This window comes from Chroococcidiopsis sp. CCALA 051 (genome assembly GCF_003015105.1).
In the GTDB taxonomy this organism is placed as follows: domain Bacteria; phylum Cyanobacteriota; class Cyanobacteriia; order Cyanobacteriales; family Chroococcidiopsidaceae; genus Chroococcidiopsis; species Chroococcidiopsis thermalis.
In genome coordinates, this window is sequence record NZ_PYCI01000078.1 from 1 (window position 1) to 20277 (window position 20277).

The following is a 20277-nucleotide window of genomic DNA, read 5'->3' on the forward strand; positions in this document are numbered from 1 at the left end:
CCCCTGTTCCCCTTGTCCTCCTGTCCCTAATTCCCAATCCCTACAATGCAGACAAATCTCTGGACTGATGCTGACCACGTTTTGTGGTATCTCGCCAAGGTAGATAAAATTCCCCATCGGACTAAGGGAGAAGGCGTTTTGTTAGAACAAGTACCAAAAACTGTGGAGAGAATTCTCGATTTGGGGACGGGAGATGGTCGTTTGCTGGGTTTGTTAAAAATAGATCGTCCGCAAGTTCAAAGCGTGGCGATCGATTTTTCTCCGACAATGCTAGAAGTGGTTCGTCAGCGCTGCTTATCCTACTATTATTACTGAGTTCACAACACATTTATTGTATAATATAGCACACTGATTCGGGTTGAAAAATCATCCAACTTATTAGTGTGTTCGGAGTTCATGCTGAAAAAAGTAGATAACAAGTGGCAGTTTGCCAGTGAAAATAATCTAGAAGATTTTGTTTGGAGTAGACTCAATAGCCTGCTGGGACTCTCTGGTTTAAGACGACAGTACAGAGTATACGGCGATACCTGCGATATCTTGGCACTAGATGAAAATAGCAGATTGGTAATATTGGAACTAAAAAACGTTGAAGATCGATACATAGTTCAGCAACTTACCCGTTATTATCACAGCTTGTTAGATGAAAAGCCTTTTCAGCAGCAAGTGAATTATCAACTACCAATCCGACTGATAGCGGTTGCTCCCAGCTTTCATTACCATAATTGGATAGATAAGAAATATCATCAACTAAGTTTTGAGTTTATGACTTTTACACTTAGCCAACAACAGAATGAGGTGTGTTTGCAGTTACAAAATTTAGATACAAAGGAAAATATTCAAACAACAGTTTTGAATGTATCGCTTATACAAAAAACAAAAGTTTCACAGCCTCAAACCTTAGTAATTACTGAGAGCAGCGGCACTGCTATTTATACTAGAGCTATAGATAACATTTTATCTTATTATGTGCTTGTCAAGAATGCTCATAAGTTGGGAATTCCTGAGTTGGAACCTTCTGAAATTGAAAGACTCAACAATTTGGGTTTTCCCAATAAAGTCAGCAAGCTTTTTAAGATTCGAGTAAAGGAAACAAGAACGAAGAGTGGTTATCGAGAAATCTCAATCCGAGTTCCTTCAAGTATAGGTGTTTGGGATTTTCATTGGTGGGTAGATGCTCATGTACCAACTGCAATTGAAACTATTAGTCCAACTGGTCGCCGTTATTTCTGTTATCACATCTAGGTAGAAGAAAGATGATTGATAACTATAATTCCAAAATTGTTTATCATCTAAAGCTCGATCGCCAACTTCTGTGCAGAAAGATAGAATGGGCGAGAGGAACACGTCACGGAATCTCAAGTGATGGAAACAAAACAACTAGGGAATACTGGTGTCACCATCAGCGCTATCGGTCTAGGTGGAATGCCAATGTCTTTGAGCAGCAGACCACCGGAAGCACAAGCGATTGAGACTATTCATCGCGCTCTCGATTTAGGTGTAACTCTAATTGATACGGCTGACTCCTATTGCAAAGATGAGTCAGATAAACACCACAACGAGCGTTTAATTCATCAAGCGTTACAACAATATCAGGGTGATGCGAGTAACGTAGTTGTTGCTACCAAAGGCGGTTTAATGCGTCCTGGCGGAAGTTGGACGCGCAATGGTAATCCAGACCACTTGCGGGAGACGATTCGGATTAGTTTTGACGCTTTCGGAGGAGAAAAACCGATCGATCTGTGGCAATATCACGCTCCAGATCCAAACTATACAATCGAGGAATCTCTCACTCCTGCCAAAGAAGCCGTTGCAGCGGGAACGATCCGGTATGTTGGTGTTTCTAATTTCTCTGTAGAACAGATTAAACGCGCCCGCGACGTAGTTGATATCGTCTCCGTTCAAAACCAATATAATCCCTGGCAGCGACAACCAGAGACAGATGGAGTATTAGAATATTGCGAACGTGAAGGTTTGACTTTCTTGCCTTGGAGTCCTTTAGGGGGTAGCCGTCGCGTTGCTAGCTTGCCAGACATTCCCGCGATCGCTCAATTAGCCAAAACGAAGGGTGTCTCTGTCTACGCGATCGTCTTAGCATGGCTGCGGGCAAAATCCCCTTGTGTAGTGCCTATTCCTGGTGCGAGTAAAGCTAGTAGTATCGAAGATTCTGTCAAATCTGCCCAAATTCAACTATCTTCAGATGAAGTAGAGCAAATCGATCTCGCTACAGGCTAACTTACAAAGTATGAAAGACATCCAGCGTCGGCAAGCAACGCAGGCAGATTATGATTTTTTGCATGACTTGCACCAGCAGACTTTTCGGCTGTATGTCGAACAAACTTGGGGCTGGGACGACCAACAGCAAATAGAACTGTTTCGTCAGTCCCACCAAAACCTGGACGAGTCGCCTTTTGAAATTTTGTGTCTTGAGGAGAAAGAGATTGGCTGTATTACGATCGAGGATAAAGGCGATTTTCTCTTCCTTGACTACATTGCCATATTACCTGATTATCAAAATAGAGGGTTGGGTACTCAATTAATTGGCGAACTTTTAGAATTAGGTAAAAGTAGAGGAATTCAGGTGCGCCTTAACGTTATTAAAGTAAATCCCGCCAGAAAGCTTTACGAACGATTGGGATTTCAGGTTGTCGGTAGCGACGAATATCGCTACTATATGACAGCTTGAGACGTTCCGTAGAACGCCTCTACAACTATACATCGTAAATCAGACATTCAAGCGATTCTGGATACTCTATACAGTAGAGATCGAGACTATTTCTTTGTTGAGCCGCTTCACGATGGCTTCTTTCTGCTTGTAATTCTTCCACAATGTCCCACGCTACCGCGCATTCGCTAGAACTGTCACCTGAAGTTTGGCACGCAGCACGCGCTTCTTCTAAAGCTTGCACGATCGCTTTTTCTAAAGAATTACTAATTTCGTTTCCCGCGATCGCAGTAGCCATTTTAGTGACTTGGGAGGGACGATCTGTTGCCTGAGTCATAAAAAATCTCCTGTTTAGCTTTTCAGCCTTGATTCCGCTGTGCTTGTCTTTCTCGCTCCCTCAAAGTTGGTAACTCTGAGTATTTCCTTTTCTAATTTAGGCATGAGAAGACCAGATGCCAGTGAGTAAAACCGTAATTTCAAGCATCGGTTTTTACTGCCTATATCCTAGATCGATTTTTCTAGATGCTGTGGTTTTGCTTATAATTTTTTAGTTTAGTTTTTCGTACATTAATCTTAGACTTCTAATATTTTAAACATTTAATCAAATATTCTTATAACTTAAAAAAATATTTACAACTTTTGTTAAATAAATTATAGTATTTGCCTTAGAAAATGCTCGAAATTAATAGAACTGTCAGCGTACTTATTTTGTAGCTAGCATAATACTAATGTAAATAAATCGTTTGAAATACATTCGTAGGGGCGCACAGCTGTGCGCCCCTAAAGATCTATATCTAATTTTATAAAGATAGAATAATCTAAAGTAGATACGCAAACAGTAACTCCAAATAAAAAGTATAATTCATAATATCAAGCCGCTCAGAATACAATCGCATTCTAAGCGGCTGAATGATTAACATATAGTTAGATATAAAAGACAACTCTAAACGTGAACTACCTCAGACCGTTCTGATGGAGGGTTTCGCCTCCCCTTGGTAGTAACGAAGTGGAGGAAGCGATAAAAACTCCACACCGTTTAGAACTGATATTTACACTGTCCATTTGCCTGACATCGCTCTCCTTCGGCTAATGGTTCTGGGTCACAACGGCGTAACCCCCATCCAGTGCGTTCTTTTATTATCTACAGTTACTAGAATAGCGATTCCAGAAACGGTAGCGATCGCACCATAGTAAGAGTTTCTACTCATTAATAAGTTAGAGTCTACTCATTCACTTTTTTCTATCCAGAAGCAGTTGTCAGGGAGTAGGGAGAATTCGGAATTCGGAATTCGGAATTCGGAATTCACGCATTCAAAATTTACCACTCGCAAGAGCGCAAGAGCGCCTTTCACCAACTATCAACCATCAACCATTAACCAATCACAACATAATCAATCCTTGTCTTGCTCCTAAAGTCACGGCTTCTGTACGGCTGCTGGCGTTGAGTTTGCTAAAGATAGAGGAAACGTGAAACTTAACCGTATGCTCCGAGATCCCTAAACGCTTGGCGATCGCCTTATTGCCCAACCCCTCAGCTAGCATTCCCAAAACTTCAATTTCGCGGGAAGTTAATGCTTGTAGTGGTGTCGTTGCTTCTACAACTCTTTCGCTCATTGGTAAAAGAGTAAGGAGAAGATCGATCGCATCGGCGTGCAATACAACTAATCCACTTGCAACAGCTTCTACAGCTTGTAAAATCTCTTCTGCGGATGCCGATCGCGGTAAGATGGCTTTGACACCAGAACGAAGCAGTTCGGGTAGGCGATCTCGATCCTCGGTATCGATAAGAATGGCGATTGGTAATTCTCCTACTTCTGATAATGCAACTAATTTTTCACTGACAGGCTCTCCTTCTGGTAAACTCAGCTCGATCAGAACTACATCAGGGTTATGAGTTGCGATCGCCGCAGCTAAGGTAACTGGATCGGCAGAACTACCAATTGTCAATAAATCGGGATTTGTCCGCACGATACTCTCTAAACCCGCACGGACAATCGGATTAGTGGCAGCAACCAGAACCCGCATCACGCCGCTACTGCTCCCGACTTATCTGGAATTTGGATTTGCGCGATCGCCGATTTGCCAGCACGAATCAAATTGAGTTGCAGTAAATCTCCTGGGGAAAACTGCCAAAGAACTTCGGCTAAATCTGAAATGTCAGTGAAACCTCGTCCGGCTACTCCTGTTAATACATCGCCAGTTAATAATCCAGCAGATTCAGCTAAACTATCTGCTTGTACTGCCAAAATTAATAAACCTAACCTGCGCCTGTATCTCCGCCCGATTGCCACAGGCTGGAGAGTCACTCCTAAATAAGGTTTAACTGTACCACGCCGTAAGAAACGCTCTACTATATTGCTGGGTATAGCTAAGCCTAAACCACCTGCGATCGCGGTGTTGATCCCGATTACTTTACCTTGAGTATCGGCAAGAGCGCCGCCAGAATTCCCAGAACGCAAGCGAATATCTGCCTGTATCCAGGTTCCAGTTTGATGCTTGGCAGTTTGATTTTTGCCAGTTTGATTTTTGGAACTGACTGTGTGAATAATTCCAGTTGTTAAAGCATTTGTTATACCTAGTGGATTACCAACTGCGAACACCATCTGACCGACTCGCAGCGTGTCAGAATCCCCAATGGGAGCAGCTGGTAGATCGGTAGCATCAACCTTCAATACGGCTAAATCTTGTAGGCGATCGCGGTTAGTACATACAGCGTCGAGAACCCGATTATCAGCAAGTTTGACTGTAGGGCGATCGCTCCTAATGACGTGAGCATTCGTAATAATGACACCATCAGCTTGCCAAATTACACCAGAGCCGCCGCCAAATCTTCGGTCTTGTATCTGTACCGTAGAACGGCTCAAAGCTGCGGCAACACTTGCTAGTTCGTCATTTAGTGTAGTCATATCAACGTTCTCCAATCGCGATCGGTACTGTTAATAATGCGCCGCCTCGAATCACTTGTGCGTTGAGGGTTTTACCTACAGACTCCGAGCCGAGCATTGCTTGCACGTCTCCGGTGTCGGCGATCGGTCTACCATCAAGGGAAATAAGTACGTCGCCAATGAATACGCCAGCGCGATCGGCGGGACCATCGGATTCGATATTGACGACGATTACGCCCCCGTTACTGGATAAGTTCAACGCATTTTTCAGATTGTCGGGTAGTAACACGGGCTGCATTCCCAAACCCAAATAACCCCTGGCAATTTTGCCTTTTTCCAATAAGGTGTCAATAACGCGGTTAACAGTCGCAACAGGTATAGCTAGCACCATATTACGAGGACCAACAGTATTGATACCGACAACACTACCTTTTGCATCTACTAATGGACTGCCAGAAAAACCAGGATAAAGTGATAAATCTAATTTGAGCAATCCTTCAGTCTGTTTGCCACACCAATCTCGTTGTGTAACACCAATACCTTTGGCGCTAACAACTCCCCAGCTAGCACTTAAACCGCTCTCACCAGGACGTGCTACAGCTAACACTAAGTTTCCAACTTGCAAAGTACCGCTATCGCCAATTTCTGCTGTAGGTAATTGGACATCTGGTATTCTGAGTACAGCTAAATCCGTGCTGGAATCTCGACCGATTAAAGTTGCAGCTACAGTGCGATCGTCTGGTAGCCTGACAGCAATTTCCTCATCCCGCCTTACCGTATGTTCGGCAGTAACGATGATACCATTGCGCCAGTGAACGCCAGTGGAAGGAATACGGTGACGTGCATTTACAGCAACAACGGCACGACCTGCCCGTTCGACTGCATCAGCTAAATTATTGGAAAGTGCTAGCAAAGTATTACTCTCAATTGATGGCGACTCCATATCATTTTTCCTTTTAGCAAGTGGTCATTTGTCATTGGTCATTTGTCGCTGCTCCCTACTCCCTGCTCCCTTTCTTCTCAACAACTGATTACTCATCATCATGCCGAACTGATACTATGGATGACATCAGAAAAATGGGGAGAGGAAGACCTAGAAAAATGGCTAGGGACTATATCTGTAAATAAAAAAGCTGCCGTTAATACGGACAGCTCTTGGTTACTTATTCAAATTCGGTCAGCGTTTCTCAGTAGGTTAAATAGTTCTATTCTGTAGTTAAGACTTAAAAAATCTAGTGAAATAGCTGGCAAATAGCAATTAATTTTTCAGCTTAAGCTTATTTTGAAATACGTTGTTAGCTGACGTATTTGAAGTAGCTTCCACCAATATTAACTGATTCTGGTGTGGTTCCGTGCAAAATAGCGATAAGTTCTTGCGTGCCAGGATTGTTAGCAAATTCAGCATAAATTCCCGTTCCTTGTAGGAGTAAATCGCTTGGTGCTGCACCTAAGCTGTAGGTGACTTGTGTTTGCATAAATGATGGTCCAGATGTGTCAATACTTCTTAAAACGATCGTATCTTCAAGAGGATTGAAGTCTGTAATCAGAGCGTAATCGTTATTGCCAGCAAATCTGTAAGATGTACCTGCGCCATCACGCCCAGCACCACCTTCAAGCCTGAAGGTATCTGCTCCTGCACCTCCCGTCAAGACATCTATTTCATTAGCACCGCGACTAACTGAACTACCAATGTATGCACCTCCTCCAGCACCATCAATGATGTCGTTTCCTTCTCCTCCATCTAAAACATCGTTGCCAAATCCACCAATTAAGTTATCGTTGTTTCCATCTCCAAATAAGATATCGTTACCGTTGAAACCGTATAGAGTGTCGTTACCTGTTCCGCCGTATACAGTATCGTCTCCGTAACCGCCATCTAGTAAGTCGTTGCCCGATCCGCCTTTCAATCTATCGTTACCGTTGCCTCCCCACAGAGAGTCATCTCCATCTCTACCGTAAAGTTTATCGTTGCCATCGTAGCCGTAAATAAAATCGCTCTCAGCAGTATCGAGACTGCCGGAAAGTTTGTCATCGGAAAATGTTCCTTCAATAGTTGCCATGTTCTTTGCTCCTCTTACCAGGTTTGTTTGATTATTTGTAGATTGGTTGAAAAATTTTCTCTGTCAGATTGACTAGCAGAAGACGGAGAAGTTCAATCCAATAATTACAACCTAACTTTGCAGCTTGCCGCTGTCTTGAGAAGGATTACTGCACAACTTAGTAAAAAAAGTTACTTTGAAGCTCTCGTAGCGATCGCCATCGGCAATGGTGCTTATTGCAACTATTTTCATTAAAAATTTGTCGCCCAAACAGCTCGTAGCTTTGCTAGAGCTTAGATTTGGGTAGCGAAACCACTTGAATATAATTTCATTTAAAAAGTTTATTTAGCTGTATTTGCTATCGTTATAATTAATTTTCTTACCTAAATAATATTAAAAATATATTATTAATAATTTTTTAATAATATTTTTATATTTGAGCAAATTGCCAACGAATGGTATTATCTTACCGTCTTTCTTTGTTTTTGTCTATCTCTTTATAAAGCAGAGAAGAACTTAGCTGTACTTCATTTATTATTATGCCGCAATTGTGCAGATTTGGTGCAGATTTGGTGCAGTTTTATTGCAGCTATTTTTGCGGAAAGTACAATCTTCTAGGTAGAAGCAACCTTTATCAGAAATTCATAGTTTTATCTCAAGAACTATAGCAGAAATACTCAAGACTCGCTCTGAAACAGAAAGAATGAAACGTAGCCTGCGTTACTCAACGCGATAACAACAGTACAGCTATACCACTTAGGGCTACAAAAACCCCTAAAATTGCTCTAAGACTGATTCTTTCTCCCAAGCAAACAGCTATAGGAATGACAAATAAAGGACTGGTATTGCTCAGCGTGAGGGCAACTCCTACAACTGCAAACTTGACTGCTACCTGTTGCAGCCAGATTCCTAAGTAAGTGCCAGCAAAAGCAGCAATACACATTGCTACTATAGTCTTGGCATTTAAGCTTTTGAACTCAAAGCGCCTGTGGTGCTGCCTCTGCCATCCCCAGGGCAACAAAATCAACACGCCACCGCACAATCGCAATAAAGCTGCCCATAAAGGACTAATATTGCTGGTAGTTAGTACGATCCGAGAAATGACAGCACCACTAGCAAGGGCGATCGCGGCTAAAATCCCAAAACCAACACCTCGTTGTATGCGTGTATGCCTTTCTCCTAAATTTGGTACTCGTTCTGTAACTACCCAAGCCACGCCTAGAATTGTTAGTAGAATGCCGCACCACGCACTCACGCTGAGCTGTTCTTGCAGAAAAATCAATGCCAAAATTGCTGCAAGAGGAGGTGATAAAGTCTCCATTAACAAGGCGCGTCTAGCACCTAAGTAATTTAAAGCAAAGAAGAACGCTGTATCTCCAATCCCAATTCCTAAAACCCCACTGAGTAGAAGTAAGCCTAAAGTAGTAGGAGTAACATCTGAAAATGTTGATTTTTGTACCAATAGCGTACAAACAAGTAAGGCGATCGCGATCGCGCCTTTGAGAATATTTAATTCTAGTGGTGGAATGCGTTGTCCGATGCGTCCGTAGATAACTGAAGATATTGCCCACAAACAAGCAGCTGTTAGCGCCGCCAGCTCACCTAAAAAATCTGTCTGCAAGATTGCAAAAAAGTTATTAAAAATACTGAACAACTCTTTTTAATGTTTTAGATAAAATACTATAACGCCTTTTTCAGGTTAGCACTCAAAGTACTTTAGTGCTAATTTTTGTATGTTACTTTTTAGCACTCAAGAGCCAACAGTGCTAATTTCTTAACTTAATATTTCTCATGATATAGCTCATTCTCCGCCTTTTTTCGGATGTCAAATCACTATAATTACAGCTATAACAATTGCTAAATAATAAGGACTATTAAGTGGCTAGTGGCTGGTGACTAGAAAAGAGCTTAGCTACCGATCGCTGACAATTGACAACTGATAACTAATATTAAGAGGTCAAGATGGAATATACATTTGAAATTGTAGGGGTGTCGCCGATTCTCTACTTTTTTCAGCATCAACAGCAAGTCGTACAAGTTCCTCAGTGTCGAGGAGTAGAGTATTTAGGAGCATACAAATGTACCTTGGATGCTTTTTTAAAATCGATAGAAACTATTCCCTGCAAACAAGATTGGAATTTAGAGCAAGTCATCGATACCGTCGTTAGTTTTTGGATGCGTAACTCAGACACGGTTCAGTATTGGAAATCTCGTTTTGACGATGCTGGTGGCAAAGATAATTTATTAGTAGCAAGAGTAGCAGATGTCAATGGTTTAAAGGCAGAGTTTGAAGCGTTATTGAGTGACGGATAATCGATATTACCAACAACCAAAAACTAACTACTTACTACTTACTTTCCCATCGTAATAGTCTTGGGAGTTGGGATAAATCGAGGGCGTAGTTCAAAGCCCACAACACAATATTGACAAGTAATAAATTCTTTATCCAAAGCAGTTCATCAGTTGGGCTTAGTAGTGTCATGCCTTCATACAGCTGCCAGATACGATAAGGCAAGTAAAGATAAGGAACCATGACCCACACAACAGTATGAAAATATCTCAGGGTGACAATTTCGGAAAGAATTTGCAGACCCAGCATGACTAAGTATGGTATCAGTACAGTTAAAATGCTGGAGTAGCCCTGCCAAATTCCCCACAGCAAAGCGGCTATTGGTAGCAATAATCCGATAATCTGTACCGTACCAAACCATATTTTGAACCACTCAGGCAGTGGTTCGGGAAGATAAAAAGGTTTTGAGTGTCTCCACGCCCAGCCAACGAGGGCAAAAAAGGACGTGGCGATCGCAAAAAACAGCAGGTTCTCGAACAGTAGGTAAACTTCTGTAGACATCTGCAAGCTAGAGAATAAACAACGAGCGATCGCGCTTGTTTGTACTTTCTTGTTTGTATTTTAGCGGATAGTATCTCTAGCAAGAATGCGATCGCTCGCGACACAGAACTGCAAACGACGATTTTGTCAGCAATCAGCCGATTGACAGCTCCATGACACAACTGTTACCGACTAAGCTTAACGTGCGATCGCCAACTTGTGCTTGCTCCAAGCAATTCTTGAGTTTACTAGCTAATACTTGCACGTTTGGTTCGTCCAACAAACCCAAATGCGTACCAGGTATTTCATGGATCTCGACTCCTGGCTCGACAAAGCTATTCCAACCGCGATCGGGTGTAGAGTAACACCATCTCAAAACTTCTTTACTCGTAAACAGAGCCACTCGACCGGAGTAACTTTGCGGAACGTAATCTACCATTGTTGCCTGCTTTAGCGCCTCAATTAGCACCATATCGTAAGGGTTGGCATTTTCAGATAAAGCGTAGTTGTTCCACAGGTCATATTTACTGCTTTGTTTGCCAGTCAACAGCGAGTGCATCCAATCTAACTTTTGCAGAAAATAAGTTTGTTTTTCTGGGAGCGGCAATCGCCAAAGAGTATGTAAATAAGTAGAAATCGTGCGAAATAGCGAGGGATTGTGAATAAATAAACGGGGGCTGTAAGTGTCGAACATGGCGAGTAAAGCTACTTCCTCACCCTGCGCTTGTAACTGTCGCGCCATCTCAAAAGCTACCGTACCTCCACTGGAAAAGCCACACAACAAATAAGGACTATTGGGCTGAACCGTCTGCATTTCTTGAATATAATCGGCTGCCATGTCTTCAACTTTGGTGTGAGGGTTTTGTTTACCATCTAACCCCCGTGCTTGCAATCCATAAACAGGTTGTTCCGAACCTAAATGACGAACTAACTTTTGGTAGCCGAGAACGTTTCCCCCCAGCGCGTGGATGCAGAATAAAGGAGATCGATCTCCGTGAGGCTGAATTGCCACTAATGAAGACCAAGAAACTAACTGTTGCGGTTGACCGATTATATTGGCTAGTTGCTCGATTGTTGGTGCTTGAAACAAAGTTGCTAAGGGAAGTTTTATGCCAAACTTGCTTTCGATTTGGGTAAATAGCTGTACGGCTAACAGCGAATGTCCTCCTAGCTCGAAAAAATTATCGCTGACTCCAATTGATTGAATACCTAGAACTTCCGACCAAATTTGGGTTAATTGGAGTTCCACGGCGTTGCTAGGAGCAGCAAAAGCCTTTTCTAGATTGGGTCGATCGCGATCGGGAATTGGTAAAGCGCGACGGTCTACTTTACCGTTAGAAGTGAGCGGGATTTCGGCGATCGCCACGAAAGCAGCAGGAACCATGTACTCTGGTAATCTTTCCTGAAGGAAACGCCGCAGTTCGCTCGTAGCAGGTGCAGGCTGATGTCCTACGACATACGCCACTAGTCGCTTGTGTCCTGGCTCGTCTTCCCGTACTAGGATGACAGTTTCTCTCACTTGCGGGTGTTGTGCCAGTACGGTTTCAATTTCTCCCAACTCGATCCGAAAACCGCGAATCTTGACTTGATGGTCGATCCGACCGAGAAATTCAATGTTACCGTCTGGGAGATAGCGGGCTAAGTCTCCCGTCTTGTAGAGTCGTGCTGTTGGATCGTCGCTAAAGGGGTCGGGAATGAATCTTTGTGCAGTGAGTTCGGGCTGATTTAAATAGCCAGAGGCAAGACATTTGCCACCAATATGTAACTCTCCAGCCACGCCAACCGGACAGGGATTGAGATAAGAGTCGAGAATGTGGTAGCGGGCATTTTGAATTGGTTTGCCGTAGGGAATGCTCACCCAATGCGGCTCGACTGTTTGAATTGGATAATAATTAGACCAGACTGTGGCTTCGGTTGCTCCGCCGAGACTAATGACTTTAACTCCTGGGAATGTAGCTTTGAGTGTGTCTGGTAACTTTACTGGTATCCAATCACCACTCATAAATACTAACCGCAGTTGGGGATAGCGATCGCCCCATTCGATCTTGGGGAAAAAAGTAGCGAGTTGTTGCAGTGCAGGTGGTGCAGAGTCCCAGAACGTAATTGGTTCGTCACGCAATATGCGCAACAAAGCTTCTGGATCTTGTACGTCACGGTTAGATACGACTCGAATCGATCCACCTGCGGCTAAAAGCCCGAAAATGTCATAAACTGACAGGTCGAAGCACAAGGATGTGACGAATAAAACTCTATCGGAAGAGTTGACGGCAAAAGTTTTGTTTACCCACTGAATCAAGTTGATGACGGGTTGATGGCGAACTACAACTCCTTTCGGCGTTCCGGTGGAACCAGAGGTAAAGATTACGTAGGCGACATCATCTGAGCTAGCGGACAGGGGTAAGTTGTCGGTAGGGAGTCGATCCAGATCTGCACGCAGCCAAATTTGGCGATCGAATATTTTCTTTGTATCTTTTGTAGGGGCGCACGGCTGTGCGCCCCTACCAATGTCACGTTTTTCAGCATCCAAACAAATTAAGTGTTGTAGCGCCGGAAGTTGAGATTGAATCTCGTCAAGATTTGGTAGCAGTGAAGTTTGCGTTACCAGACAATCGATCGCCAGTGAAGAAAGCAGTAGTTGAATGCGTGCTTTGGGAAAGCTGGGTTCGAGCGGTACGTATGCACCCCCCGCTTTCAAAATCCCCATGACTGCTACGACTGTCTCTAGCGATCGCTCTAAATATACGGCAACCAGAACTCCTGGCTTCACGCCTAATTGCTGTAAGTGTCGTGCTAATTGATTGGCTCTCCAGTTCAGTTCTCTGTAAGTGAGCTGTCGATCTTCAAAAACAACGGCAACGGCTTCGGGTGTCAGTTCTACCTGTGCTTCAAATAGCTGATGGATGCAAAGCTCTTGGGAAAAATCTGTCTCCGTGTCGTTCCACTCCCGCACGATGCGATCGCGTTCTGCTGTTGTCAACAGGGGCAATTCTCCAATGCACTGCTCGGGGTTTGTTGCTATGCTCGATAGCAAGGTTTGCAAATGTCCTAGCATTCGCTCAATTGTTGCATCGTCAAATATTTGCCGATCGTACTTAAGTTTGAGTAAAAGCTCTGATGCGGCGCAGCTAACTAAGGTGAGTGGATAATTCGTTTGTTCTTCTAATCGGAATTCTAGATTTTGCCATCGACTACCTTGAGCGCGTAAAGCCGAATTCAATTCATAGTTTTCAAATACTAAAAGGCTGTTAAACAGAGGCGTACCACTGGGAACATCGCTCCAACCTTGAATCTTGACTAAAGGAGTATGTTCGTAGTCGCGCAAAGTCACCCACTGCGATCGCAATTCCTGTAACCACGGTAAAAGCTGTTGCTCTGGCGAGACATTGACCCGCACTGGTAGGGTATTAATCAGCAGTCCTACCATAGACTCAGCTCCGGCTACAGAGGAGTGACGGCAAGCTCTCGTGGTTCCAAAGACAATATCGGTTTCGCGACTATAGCGACTCAGTAGTATAGCCCAAGCTCCCTGTACCAAAGTGTTAAGCGTGAGCTGGTGTTGTTGTGCCAAAGATTTTATTATCGCTGTCGTTTGCTCTGACAGTCGCAGTTCGCGATCGCCAAAACTGCGATCGACGATCTCTAAGTCTGTATTTAAGGTTTTAGCTAATGTTGAGTTAGCTATTAATGGAGTTGGTGCAGTAAAGCCTTTGAGTCGTTGTTGCCAAAAGTTGGCGGTTTTTGACCAATCTTGCTGTAACCATTGGATGTAATCTTGATAAGGACGAGGTTGTGGTATTTCTAAGTCCTCTCCCAGGCAGAAAGCATCGTAAAAAGTAAAAACTTCTTTGAGAACTATATGCAAAGACCGACCGTCTAATATGGCATGATGAAAAGTCCAAATCAAGCGGTAGTCACGATCGCCGAGCTGCAACAGAGCTAAACGCATTAATGGCAAGCGATCCATCTGAAAGCCAAGGGCGCGATCGCGCTGAAGATATACTTGCAACTGTTGCTCTTGTTCCATCGCTGACAAGCTGCGCCAATCTTCTCGTTCTATCTCAATAGCGGGTTGTAGGTGGACGCATTGTAATGGTTGGCGATCGCTTTTCCAATCAAAGCTCGTTCTTAAAACTGGGTGGCGTTGCACAACTCGTTGCCATGCTTGAATAAAAGCAGAAATATTGAGGCGATCGCGGATCGAACAAATTACCTGCTCGATATCAACTCCAGATTGTTGAGCGTGGAGGCTATGAAACAGCATTCCCTGCTGCATTGGTGAAAGTGGGTACGCGGTTTCTATAGTTGTTACTTTCATTTGCTTTTAATTCTTAACTCTTAATTCTTAATAGTTAACCGTGAAATTGATTGCTCGTATAGAGACGTTATATATAACGTCTCTATACGAGCAATCAATTTCACGGTTAACTATTAAGAATTAAGAGTTAAGAATTAAAAGCAAATGAAAGTAACAACTATAGAAACCGCGTACCCACTTTCACCAATGCAGCAGGGAATGCTGTTTCATAGCCTCCACGCTCAACAATCTGGAGTTGATATCGAGCAGGTAATTTGTTCGATCCGCGATCGCCTCAATATTTCTGCTTTTATTCAAGCATGGCAACGAGTTGTGCAACGCCACCCAGTTTTAAGAACGAGCTTTGATTGGAAAAGCGATCGCCAACCATTACAATGCGTCCACCTACAACCCGCTATTGAGATAGAACGAGAAGATTGGCGCAGCTTGTCAGCGATGGAACAAGAGCAACAGTTGCAAGTATATCTTCAGCGCGATCGCGCCCTTGGCTTTCAGATGGATCGCTTGCCATTAATGCGTTTAGCTCTGTTGCAGCTCGGCGATCGTGACTACCGCTTGATTTGGACTTTTCATCATGCCATATTAGACGGTCGGTCTTTGCATATAGTTCTCAAAGAAGTTTTTACTTTTTACGATGCTTTCTGCCTGGGAGAGGACTTAGAAATACCACAACCTCGTCCTTATCAAGATTACATCCAATGGTTACAGCAAGATTGGTCAAAAACCGCCAACTTTTGGCAACAACGACTCAAAGGCTTTACTGCACCAACTCCATTAATAGCTAACTCAACATTAGCTAAAACCTTAAATACAGACTTAGAGATCGTCGATCGCAGTTTTGGCGATCGCGAACTGCGACTGTCAGAGCAAACGACAGCGATAATAAAATCTTTGGCACAACAACACCAGCTCACGCTTAACACTTTGGTACAGGGAGCTTGGGCTATACTACTGAGTCGCTATAGTCGCGAAACCGATATTGTCTTTGGAACCACGAGAGCTTGCCGTCACTCCTCTGTAGCCGGAGCTGAGTCTATGGTAGGACTGCTGATTAATACCCTACCAGTGCGGGTCAATGTCTCGCCAGAGCAACAGCTTTTACCGTGGTTACAGGAATTGCGATCGCAGTGGGTGACTTTGCGCGACTACGAACATACTCCTTTAGTCAAGATTCAAGGTTGGAGCGATGTTCCCAGTGGTACGCCTCTGTTTAACAGCCTTTTAGTATTTGAAAACTATGAATTGAATTCGGCTTTACGCGCTCAAGGTAGTCGATGGCAAAATCTAGAATTCCGATTAGAAGAACAAACGAATTATCCACTCACCTTAGTTAGCTGCGCCGCATCAGAGCTTTTACTCAAACTTAAGTACGATCGGCAAATATTTGACGATGCAACAATTGAGCGAATGCTAGGACATTTGCAAACCTTGCTATCGAGCATAGCAACAAACCCCGAGCAGTGCATTGGAGAATTGCCCCTGTTGACAACAGCAGAACGCGATCGCATCGTGCGGGAGTGGAACGACACGGAGACAGATTTTTCCCAAGAGCTTTGCATCCATCAGCTATTTGAAGCACAGGTAGAACTGACACCCGAAGCCGTTGCCGTTGTTTTTGAAGATCGACAGCTCACTTACAGAGAACTGAACTGGAGAGCCAATCAATTAGCACGACACTTACAGCAATTAGGCGTGAAGCCAGGAGTTCTGGTTGCCGTATATTTAGAGCGATCGCTAGAGACAGTCGTAGCAGTCATGGGGATTTTGAAAGCGGGGGGTGCATACGTACCGCTCGAACCCAGCTTTCCCAAAGCACGCATTCAACTACTGCTTTCTTCACTGGCGATCGATTGTCTGGTAACGCAAACTTCACTGCTACCAAATCTTGACGAGATTCAATCTCAACTTCCGGCGCTACAACACTTAATTTGTTTGGATGCTGAAAAACGTGACATTGGTAGGGGCGCACAGCCGTGCGCCCCTACAAAAGATACAAAGAAAATATTCGATCGCCAAATTTGGCTGCGTGCAGATCTGGATCGACTCCCTACCGACAACTTACCCCTGTCCGCTAGCTCAGATGATGTCGCCTACGTAATCTTTACCTCTGGTTCCACCGGAACGCCGAAAGGAGTTGTAGTTCGCCATCAACCCGTCATCAACTTGATTCAGTGGGTAAACAAAACTTTTGCCGTCAACTCTTCCGATAGAGTTTTATTCGTCACATCCTTGTGCTTCGACCTGTCAGTTTATGACATTTTCGGGCTTTTAGCCGCAGGTGGATCGATTCGAGTCGTATCTAACCGTGACGTACAAGATCCAGAAGCTTTGTTGCGCATATTGCGTGACGAACCAATTACGTTCTGGGACTCTGCACCACCTGCACTGCAACAACTCGCTACTTTTTTCCCCAAGATCGAATGGGGCGATCGCTATCCCCAACTGCGGTTAGTATTTATGAGTGGTGATTGGATACCAGTAAAGTTACCAGACACACTCAAAGCTACATTCCCAGGAGTTAAAGTCATTAGTCTCGGCGGAGCAACCGAAGCCACAGTCTGGTCTAATTATTATCCAATTCAAACAGTCGAGCCGCATTGGGTGAGCATTCCCTACGGCAAACCAATTCAAAATGCCCGCTACCACATTCTCGACTCTTATCTCAATCCCTGTCCGGTTGGCGTGGCTGGAGAGTTACATATTGGTGGCAAATGTCTTGCCTCTGGCTATTTAAATCAGCCCGAACTCACTGCACAAAGATTCATTCCCGACCCCTTTAGCGACGATCCAACAGCACGACTCTACAAGACGGGAGACTTAGCCCGCTATCTCCCAGACGGTAACATTGAATTTCTCGGTCGGATCGACCATCAAGTCAAGATTCGCGGTTTTCGGATCGAGTTGGGAGAAATTGAAACCGTACTGGCACAACACCCGCAAGTGAGAGAAACTGTCATCCTAGTACGGGAAGACGAGCCAGGACACAAGCGACTAGTGGCGTATGTCGTAGGACATCAGCCTGCACCTGCTACGAGCGAACTGCGGCGTTTCCTTCAGGAAAGATTACCAGAGTACATGGTTCCTGCTGCTTTCGTGGCGATCGCCGAAATCCCGCTCACTTCTAACGGTAAAGTAGACCGTCGCGCTTTACCAATTCCCGATCGCGATCGACCCAATCTAGAAAAGGCTTTTGCTGCTCCTAGCAACGCCGTGGAACTCCAATTAACCCAAATTTGGTCGGAAGTTCTAGGTATTCAATCAATTGGAGTCAGCGATAATTTTTTCGAGCTAGGAGGACATTCGCTGTTAGCCGTACAGCTATTTACCCAAATCGAAAGCAAGTTTGGCATAAAACTTCCCTTAGCAACTTTGTTTCAAGCACCAACAATCGAGCAACTAGCCAATATAATCGGTCAACCGCAACAGTTAGTTTCTTGGTCTTCATTAGTGGCAATTCAGCCTCACGGAGATCGATCTCCTTTATTCTGCATCCACGCGCTGGGGGGAAACGTTCTCGGCTACCAAAAGTTAGTTCGTCATTTAGGTTCGGAACAACCTGTTTATGGATTGCAAGCACGGGGGTTAGATGGTAAACAAAACCCTCACACCAAAGTTGAAGACATGGCAGCCGATTATATTCAAGAAATGCAGACGGTTCAGCCCAATAGTCCTTATTTGTTGTGTGGCTTTTCCAGTGGAGGTACGGTAGCTTTTGAGATGGCGCGACAGTTACAAGCGCAGGGTGAGGAAGTAGCTTTACTCGCCATGTTCGACACTTACAGCCCCCGTTTATTTATTCACAATCCCTCGCTATTTCGCACGATTTCTACTTATTTACATACTCTTTGGCGATTGCCGCTCCCAGAAAAACAAACTTATTTTCTGCAAAAGTTAGATTGGATGCACTCGCTGTTGACTGGCAAACAAAGCAGTAAATATGACCTGTGGAACAACTACGCTTTATCTGAAAATGCCAACCCTTACGATATGGTGCTAATTGAGGCGCTAAAGCAGGCAACAATGGTAGATTACGTTCCGCAAAGTTACTCCGGTCGAGTGGCTCTGTTTACGAGTAAAGAAGTTTTGAGATGGTGTTACTCTACACCCGATCGCGGTTGGAATAGCTTTGTCGAGCCAGGAGTCGAGATCCATGAAATACCTGGTACGCATTTGGGTTTGTTGGACGAACCAAACGTGCAAGTATTAGCTAGTAAACTCAAGAATTGCTTGGAGCAAGCACAAGTTGGCGATCGCACGTTAAGCTTAGTCGGTAACAGTTGTGTCATGGAGCTGTCAATCGGCTGATTGCTGACAAAATCGTCGTTTGCAGTTCTGTGTCGCGAGCGATCGCATTCTTGCTAGAGATACTATCCGCTAAAATACAAACAAGAAAGTACAAACAAGCGCGATCGCTCGTTGTTTATTCTCTAGCTTGCAGATGTCTACAGAAGTTTACCTACTGTTCGAGAACCTGCTGTTTTTTGCGATCGCCACGTCCTTTTTTGCCCTCGTTGGCTGGGCGTGGAGACACTCAAAACCTTTTTATCTTCCCGAACCACTGCCTGAGTGGTTCAAAATATGGTTTGGTACGGTACAGATTATCGGATTATTGCTACCAATAGCCGCTTTGCTGTGGGGAATTTGGCAGGGCTACTCCAGCATTTTAACTGTACTGATACCATACTTAGTCATGCTGGGTCTGCAAATTCTTTCCGAAATTGTCACCCTGAGATATTTTCATACTGTTGTGTGGGTCATGGTTCCTTATCTTTACTTGCCTTATCGTATCTGGCAGCTGTATGAAGGCATGACACTACTAAGCCCAACTGATGAACTGCTTTGGATAAAGAATTTATTACTTGTCAATATTGTGTTGTGGGCTTTGAACTACGCCCTCGATTTATCCCAACTCCCAAGACTATTACGATGGGAAAGTAAGTAGTAAGTAGTTAGTTTTTGGTTGTTGGTAATATCGATTATCCGTCACTCAATAACGCTTCAAACTCTGCCTTTAAACCATTGACATCTGCTACTCTTGCTACTAATAAATTATCTTTGCCACCAGCATCGTCAAAACGAGATTTCCAATACTGAACCGTGTCTGAGTTACGCATCCAAAAACTAACGACGGTATCGATGACTTGCTCTAAATTCCAATCTTGTTTGCAGGGAATAGTTTCTATCGATTTTAAAAAAGCATCCAAGGTACATTTGTATGCTCCTAAATACTCTACTCCTCGACACTGAGGAACTTGTACGACTTGCTGTTGATGCTGAAAAAAGTAGAGAATCGGCGACACCCCTACAATTTCAAATGTATATTCCATCTTGACCTCTTAATATTAGTTATCAGTTGTCAATTGTCAGCGATCGGTAGCTAAGCTCTTTTCTAGTCACCAGCCACTAGCCACTTAATAGTCCTTATTATTTAGCAATTGTTATAGCTGTAATTATAGTGATTTGACATCCGAAAAAAGGCGGAGAATGAGCTATATCATGAGAAATATTAAGTTAAGAAATTAGCACTGTTGGCTCTTGAGTGCTAA

Annotated in this window: 15 protein-coding genes and 1 pseudogene; 7 read left to right on the forward strand and 9 right to left on the reverse strand. The window is 43.9% G+C overall.

Annotation, left to right across the window (positions count from 1 at the left end; all coding sequences use genetic code 11):
- Window positions 1–45: 45 nt before the first annotated feature.
- From C7Y66_RS18565 to C7Y66_RS18580, 4 genes and pseudogenes are all read left to right on the forward strand, one after another.
- Window positions 46–291, forward strand: a pseudogene (locus tag C7Y66_RS18565) (trans-aconitate 2-methyltransferase); the annotation flags it as partial.
- 105 nt (window positions 292–396) lie between these two features.
- Window positions 397–1242, forward strand: a complete 846-nt coding sequence (locus C7Y66_RS18570; RefSeq protein ID WP_106546723.1) for an endonuclease NucS domain-containing protein — start codon at window positions 397–399, stop codon at window positions 1240–1242.
- A gap of 120 nt (window positions 1243–1362) precedes the next feature.
- Window positions 1363–2232, forward strand: coding sequence for an aldo/keto reductase (locus tag C7Y66_RS18575; protein ID WP_106546724.1), 870 nt, complete (start codon window positions 1363–1365; stop codon window positions 2230–2232).
- Between the two features lie 10 nt (window positions 2233–2242).
- Window positions 2243–2683 (forward strand): N-acetyltransferase, encoded by a 441-nt coding sequence (locus C7Y66_RS18580; protein ID WP_106546725.1) that lies wholly within the window; start codon window positions 2243–2245, stop codon window positions 2681–2683.
- Window positions 2684–2708: 25 nt separating this feature from the next.
- On the opposite strand, the gene C7Y66_RS18585 is transcribed toward C7Y66_RS18580, so the two are convergent.
- The 6 genes from C7Y66_RS18585 to C7Y66_RS18610 all read right to left on the reverse strand — a co-directional run bounded on the left by C7Y66_RS18585 (window position 2709) and on the right by C7Y66_RS18610 (window position 9207).
- The gene (locus tag C7Y66_RS18585) at window positions 2709–2999 is read right to left on the reverse strand and encodes a Calvin cycle protein CP12 (RefSeq protein ID WP_199197513.1); all 291 of its coding nucleotides are present in this window, start codon (window positions 2997–2999) and stop codon (window positions 2709–2711) included.
- Between the two features lie 1043 nt (window positions 3000–4042).
- A complete protein-coding gene (locus tag C7Y66_RS18590; RefSeq protein WP_015152194.1) occupies window positions 4043–4687 on the reverse strand; it encodes a LuxR C-terminal-related transcriptional regulator in 645 nt (214 codons plus the stop codon).
- Window positions 4687–5568 (reverse strand): S1C family serine protease, encoded by an 882-nt coding sequence (locus C7Y66_RS18595; RefSeq protein WP_106546726.1) that lies wholly within the window; start codon window positions 5566–5568, stop codon window positions 4687–4689. The genes C7Y66_RS18590 and C7Y66_RS18595 overlap by 1 nt, the downstream gene beginning before the upstream one ends.
- A 1-nt stretch (window position 5569) precedes the next feature.
- On the reverse strand, window positions 5570–6490 hold the full coding sequence (locus tag C7Y66_RS18600) for a S1C family serine protease (RefSeq protein WP_106546727.1): 921 nt from the start codon (window positions 6488–6490) through the stop codon (window positions 5570–5572).
- A 352-nt stretch (window positions 6491–6842) separates the two neighbouring features.
- Window positions 6843–7607, reverse strand: coding sequence for a calcium-binding protein (locus C7Y66_RS18605; protein ID WP_106546728.1), 765 nt, complete (start codon window positions 7605–7607; stop codon window positions 6843–6845).
- 703 nt (window positions 7608–8310) lie between these two features.
- Window positions 8311–9207 carry a DMT family transporter gene (locus tag C7Y66_RS18610; RefSeq protein WP_199197514.1) on the reverse strand — a complete coding sequence of 299 codons (897 nt, stop codon included), beginning with the start codon at window positions 9205–9207 and terminating at the stop codon, window positions 8311–8313.
- 341 nt (window positions 9208–9548) lie between these two features.
- On the opposite strand from C7Y66_RS18610, the gene C7Y66_RS18615 reads away from it, so the two are divergent.
- Window positions 9549–9899 carry a hypothetical protein gene (locus tag C7Y66_RS18615; protein ID WP_015152189.1) on the forward strand — a complete coding sequence of 117 codons (351 nt, stop codon included), beginning with the start codon at window positions 9549–9551 and terminating at the stop codon, window positions 9897–9899.
- A 34-nt stretch (window positions 9900–9933) separates the two neighbouring features.
- Here the strand turns inward: C7Y66_RS18615 and C7Y66_RS18620 are convergent, their stop codons facing one another.
- The gene (locus C7Y66_RS18620; protein ID WP_106166804.1) at window positions 9934–10437 is read right to left on the reverse strand and encodes a hypothetical protein; all 504 of its coding nucleotides are present in this window, start codon (window positions 10435–10437) and stop codon (window positions 9934–9936) included.
- A gap of 133 nt (window positions 10438–10570) precedes the next feature.
- Window positions 10571–14731: an amino acid adenylation domain-containing protein gene (locus C7Y66_RS18625; RefSeq protein WP_106546729.1), complete on the reverse strand. Its 4161-nt coding sequence runs from the start codon at window positions 14729–14731 to the stop codon at window positions 10571–10573.
- A 144-nt stretch (window positions 14732–14875) separates the two neighbouring features.
- Between C7Y66_RS18625 and C7Y66_RS18630 the strand changes: the two genes are divergently transcribed.
- Together C7Y66_RS18630 and C7Y66_RS18635 are read left to right on the forward strand one after the other, a co-directional pair.
- On the forward strand, window positions 14876–19036 hold the full coding sequence (locus C7Y66_RS18630; RefSeq protein WP_106546729.1) for an amino acid adenylation domain-containing protein: 4161 nt from the start codon (window positions 14876–14878) through the stop codon (window positions 19034–19036).
- Between the two features lie 133 nt (window positions 19037–19169).
- On the forward strand, window positions 19170–19673 hold the full coding sequence (locus C7Y66_RS18635; protein WP_106166804.1) for a hypothetical protein: 504 nt from the start codon (window positions 19170–19172) through the stop codon (window positions 19671–19673).
- A 34-nt stretch (window positions 19674–19707) separates the two neighbouring features.
- On the opposite strand, the gene C7Y66_RS18640 is transcribed toward C7Y66_RS18635, so the two are convergent.
- A complete protein-coding gene (locus tag C7Y66_RS18640; RefSeq protein WP_015152189.1) occupies window positions 19708–20058 on the reverse strand; it encodes a hypothetical protein in 351 nt (116 codons plus the stop codon).
- Window positions 20059–20277 lie beyond the last annotated feature (219 nt).

Excerpts from the sequence above, each read along its gene's own strand:
- C7Y66_RS18635 (WP_106166804.1), top strand. The coding sequence starts at position 19,170 with ATGTCTACAGAAGTTTACCTACTGTTCGAGAACCTGCTGTTTTTTGCG.
- C7Y66_RS18630 (WP_106546729.1), top strand. The coding sequence starts at position 14,876 with ATGAAAGTAACAACTATAGAAACCGCGTACCCACTTTCACCAATGCAG.
- C7Y66_RS18615 (WP_015152189.1), top strand. The coding sequence starts at position 9,549 with ATGGAATATACATTTGAAATTGTAGGGGTGTCGCCGATTCTCTACTTT.
- C7Y66_RS18640 (WP_015152189.1), bottom strand. The coding sequence starts at position 20,058 with ATGGAATATACATTTGAAATTGTAGGGGTGTCGCCGATTCTCTACTTT.
- C7Y66_RS18575 (WP_106546724.1), top strand. The coding sequence starts at position 1,363 with ATGGAAACAAAACAACTAGGGAATACTGGTGTCACCATCAGCGCTATC.
- C7Y66_RS18580 (WP_106546725.1), top strand. The coding sequence starts at position 2,243 with ATGAAAGACATCCAGCGTCGGCAAGCAACGCAGGCAGATTATGATTTT.
- C7Y66_RS18605 (WP_106546728.1), bottom strand. The coding sequence starts at position 7,607 with ATGGCAACTATTGAAGGAACATTTTCCGATGACAAACTTTCCGGCAGT.
- C7Y66_RS18625 (WP_106546729.1), bottom strand. The coding sequence starts at position 14,731 with ATGAAAGTAACAACTATAGAAACCGCGTACCCACTTTCACCAATGCAG.
- C7Y66_RS18570 (WP_106546723.1), top strand. The coding sequence starts at position 397 with ATGCTGAAAAAAGTAGATAACAAGTGGCAGTTTGCCAGTGAAAATAAT.
- C7Y66_RS18620 (WP_106166804.1), bottom strand. The coding sequence starts at position 10,437 with ATGTCTACAGAAGTTTACCTACTGTTCGAGAACCTGCTGTTTTTTGCG.
- C7Y66_RS18585 (WP_199197513.1), bottom strand. The coding sequence starts at position 2,999 with ATGACTCAGGCAACAGATCGTCCCTCCCAAGTCACTAAAATGGCTACT.
- C7Y66_RS18600 (WP_106546727.1), bottom strand. The coding sequence starts at position 6,490 with ATGGAGTCGCCATCAATTGAGAGTAATACTTTGCTAGCACTTTCCAAT.
- C7Y66_RS18595 (WP_106546726.1), bottom strand. The coding sequence starts at position 5,568 with ATGACTACACTAAATGACGAACTAGCAAGTGTTGCCGCAGCTTTGAGC.
- C7Y66_RS18590 (WP_015152194.1), bottom strand. The coding sequence starts at position 4,687 with ATGCGGGTTCTGGTTGCTGCCACTAATCCGATTGTCCGTGCGGGTTTA.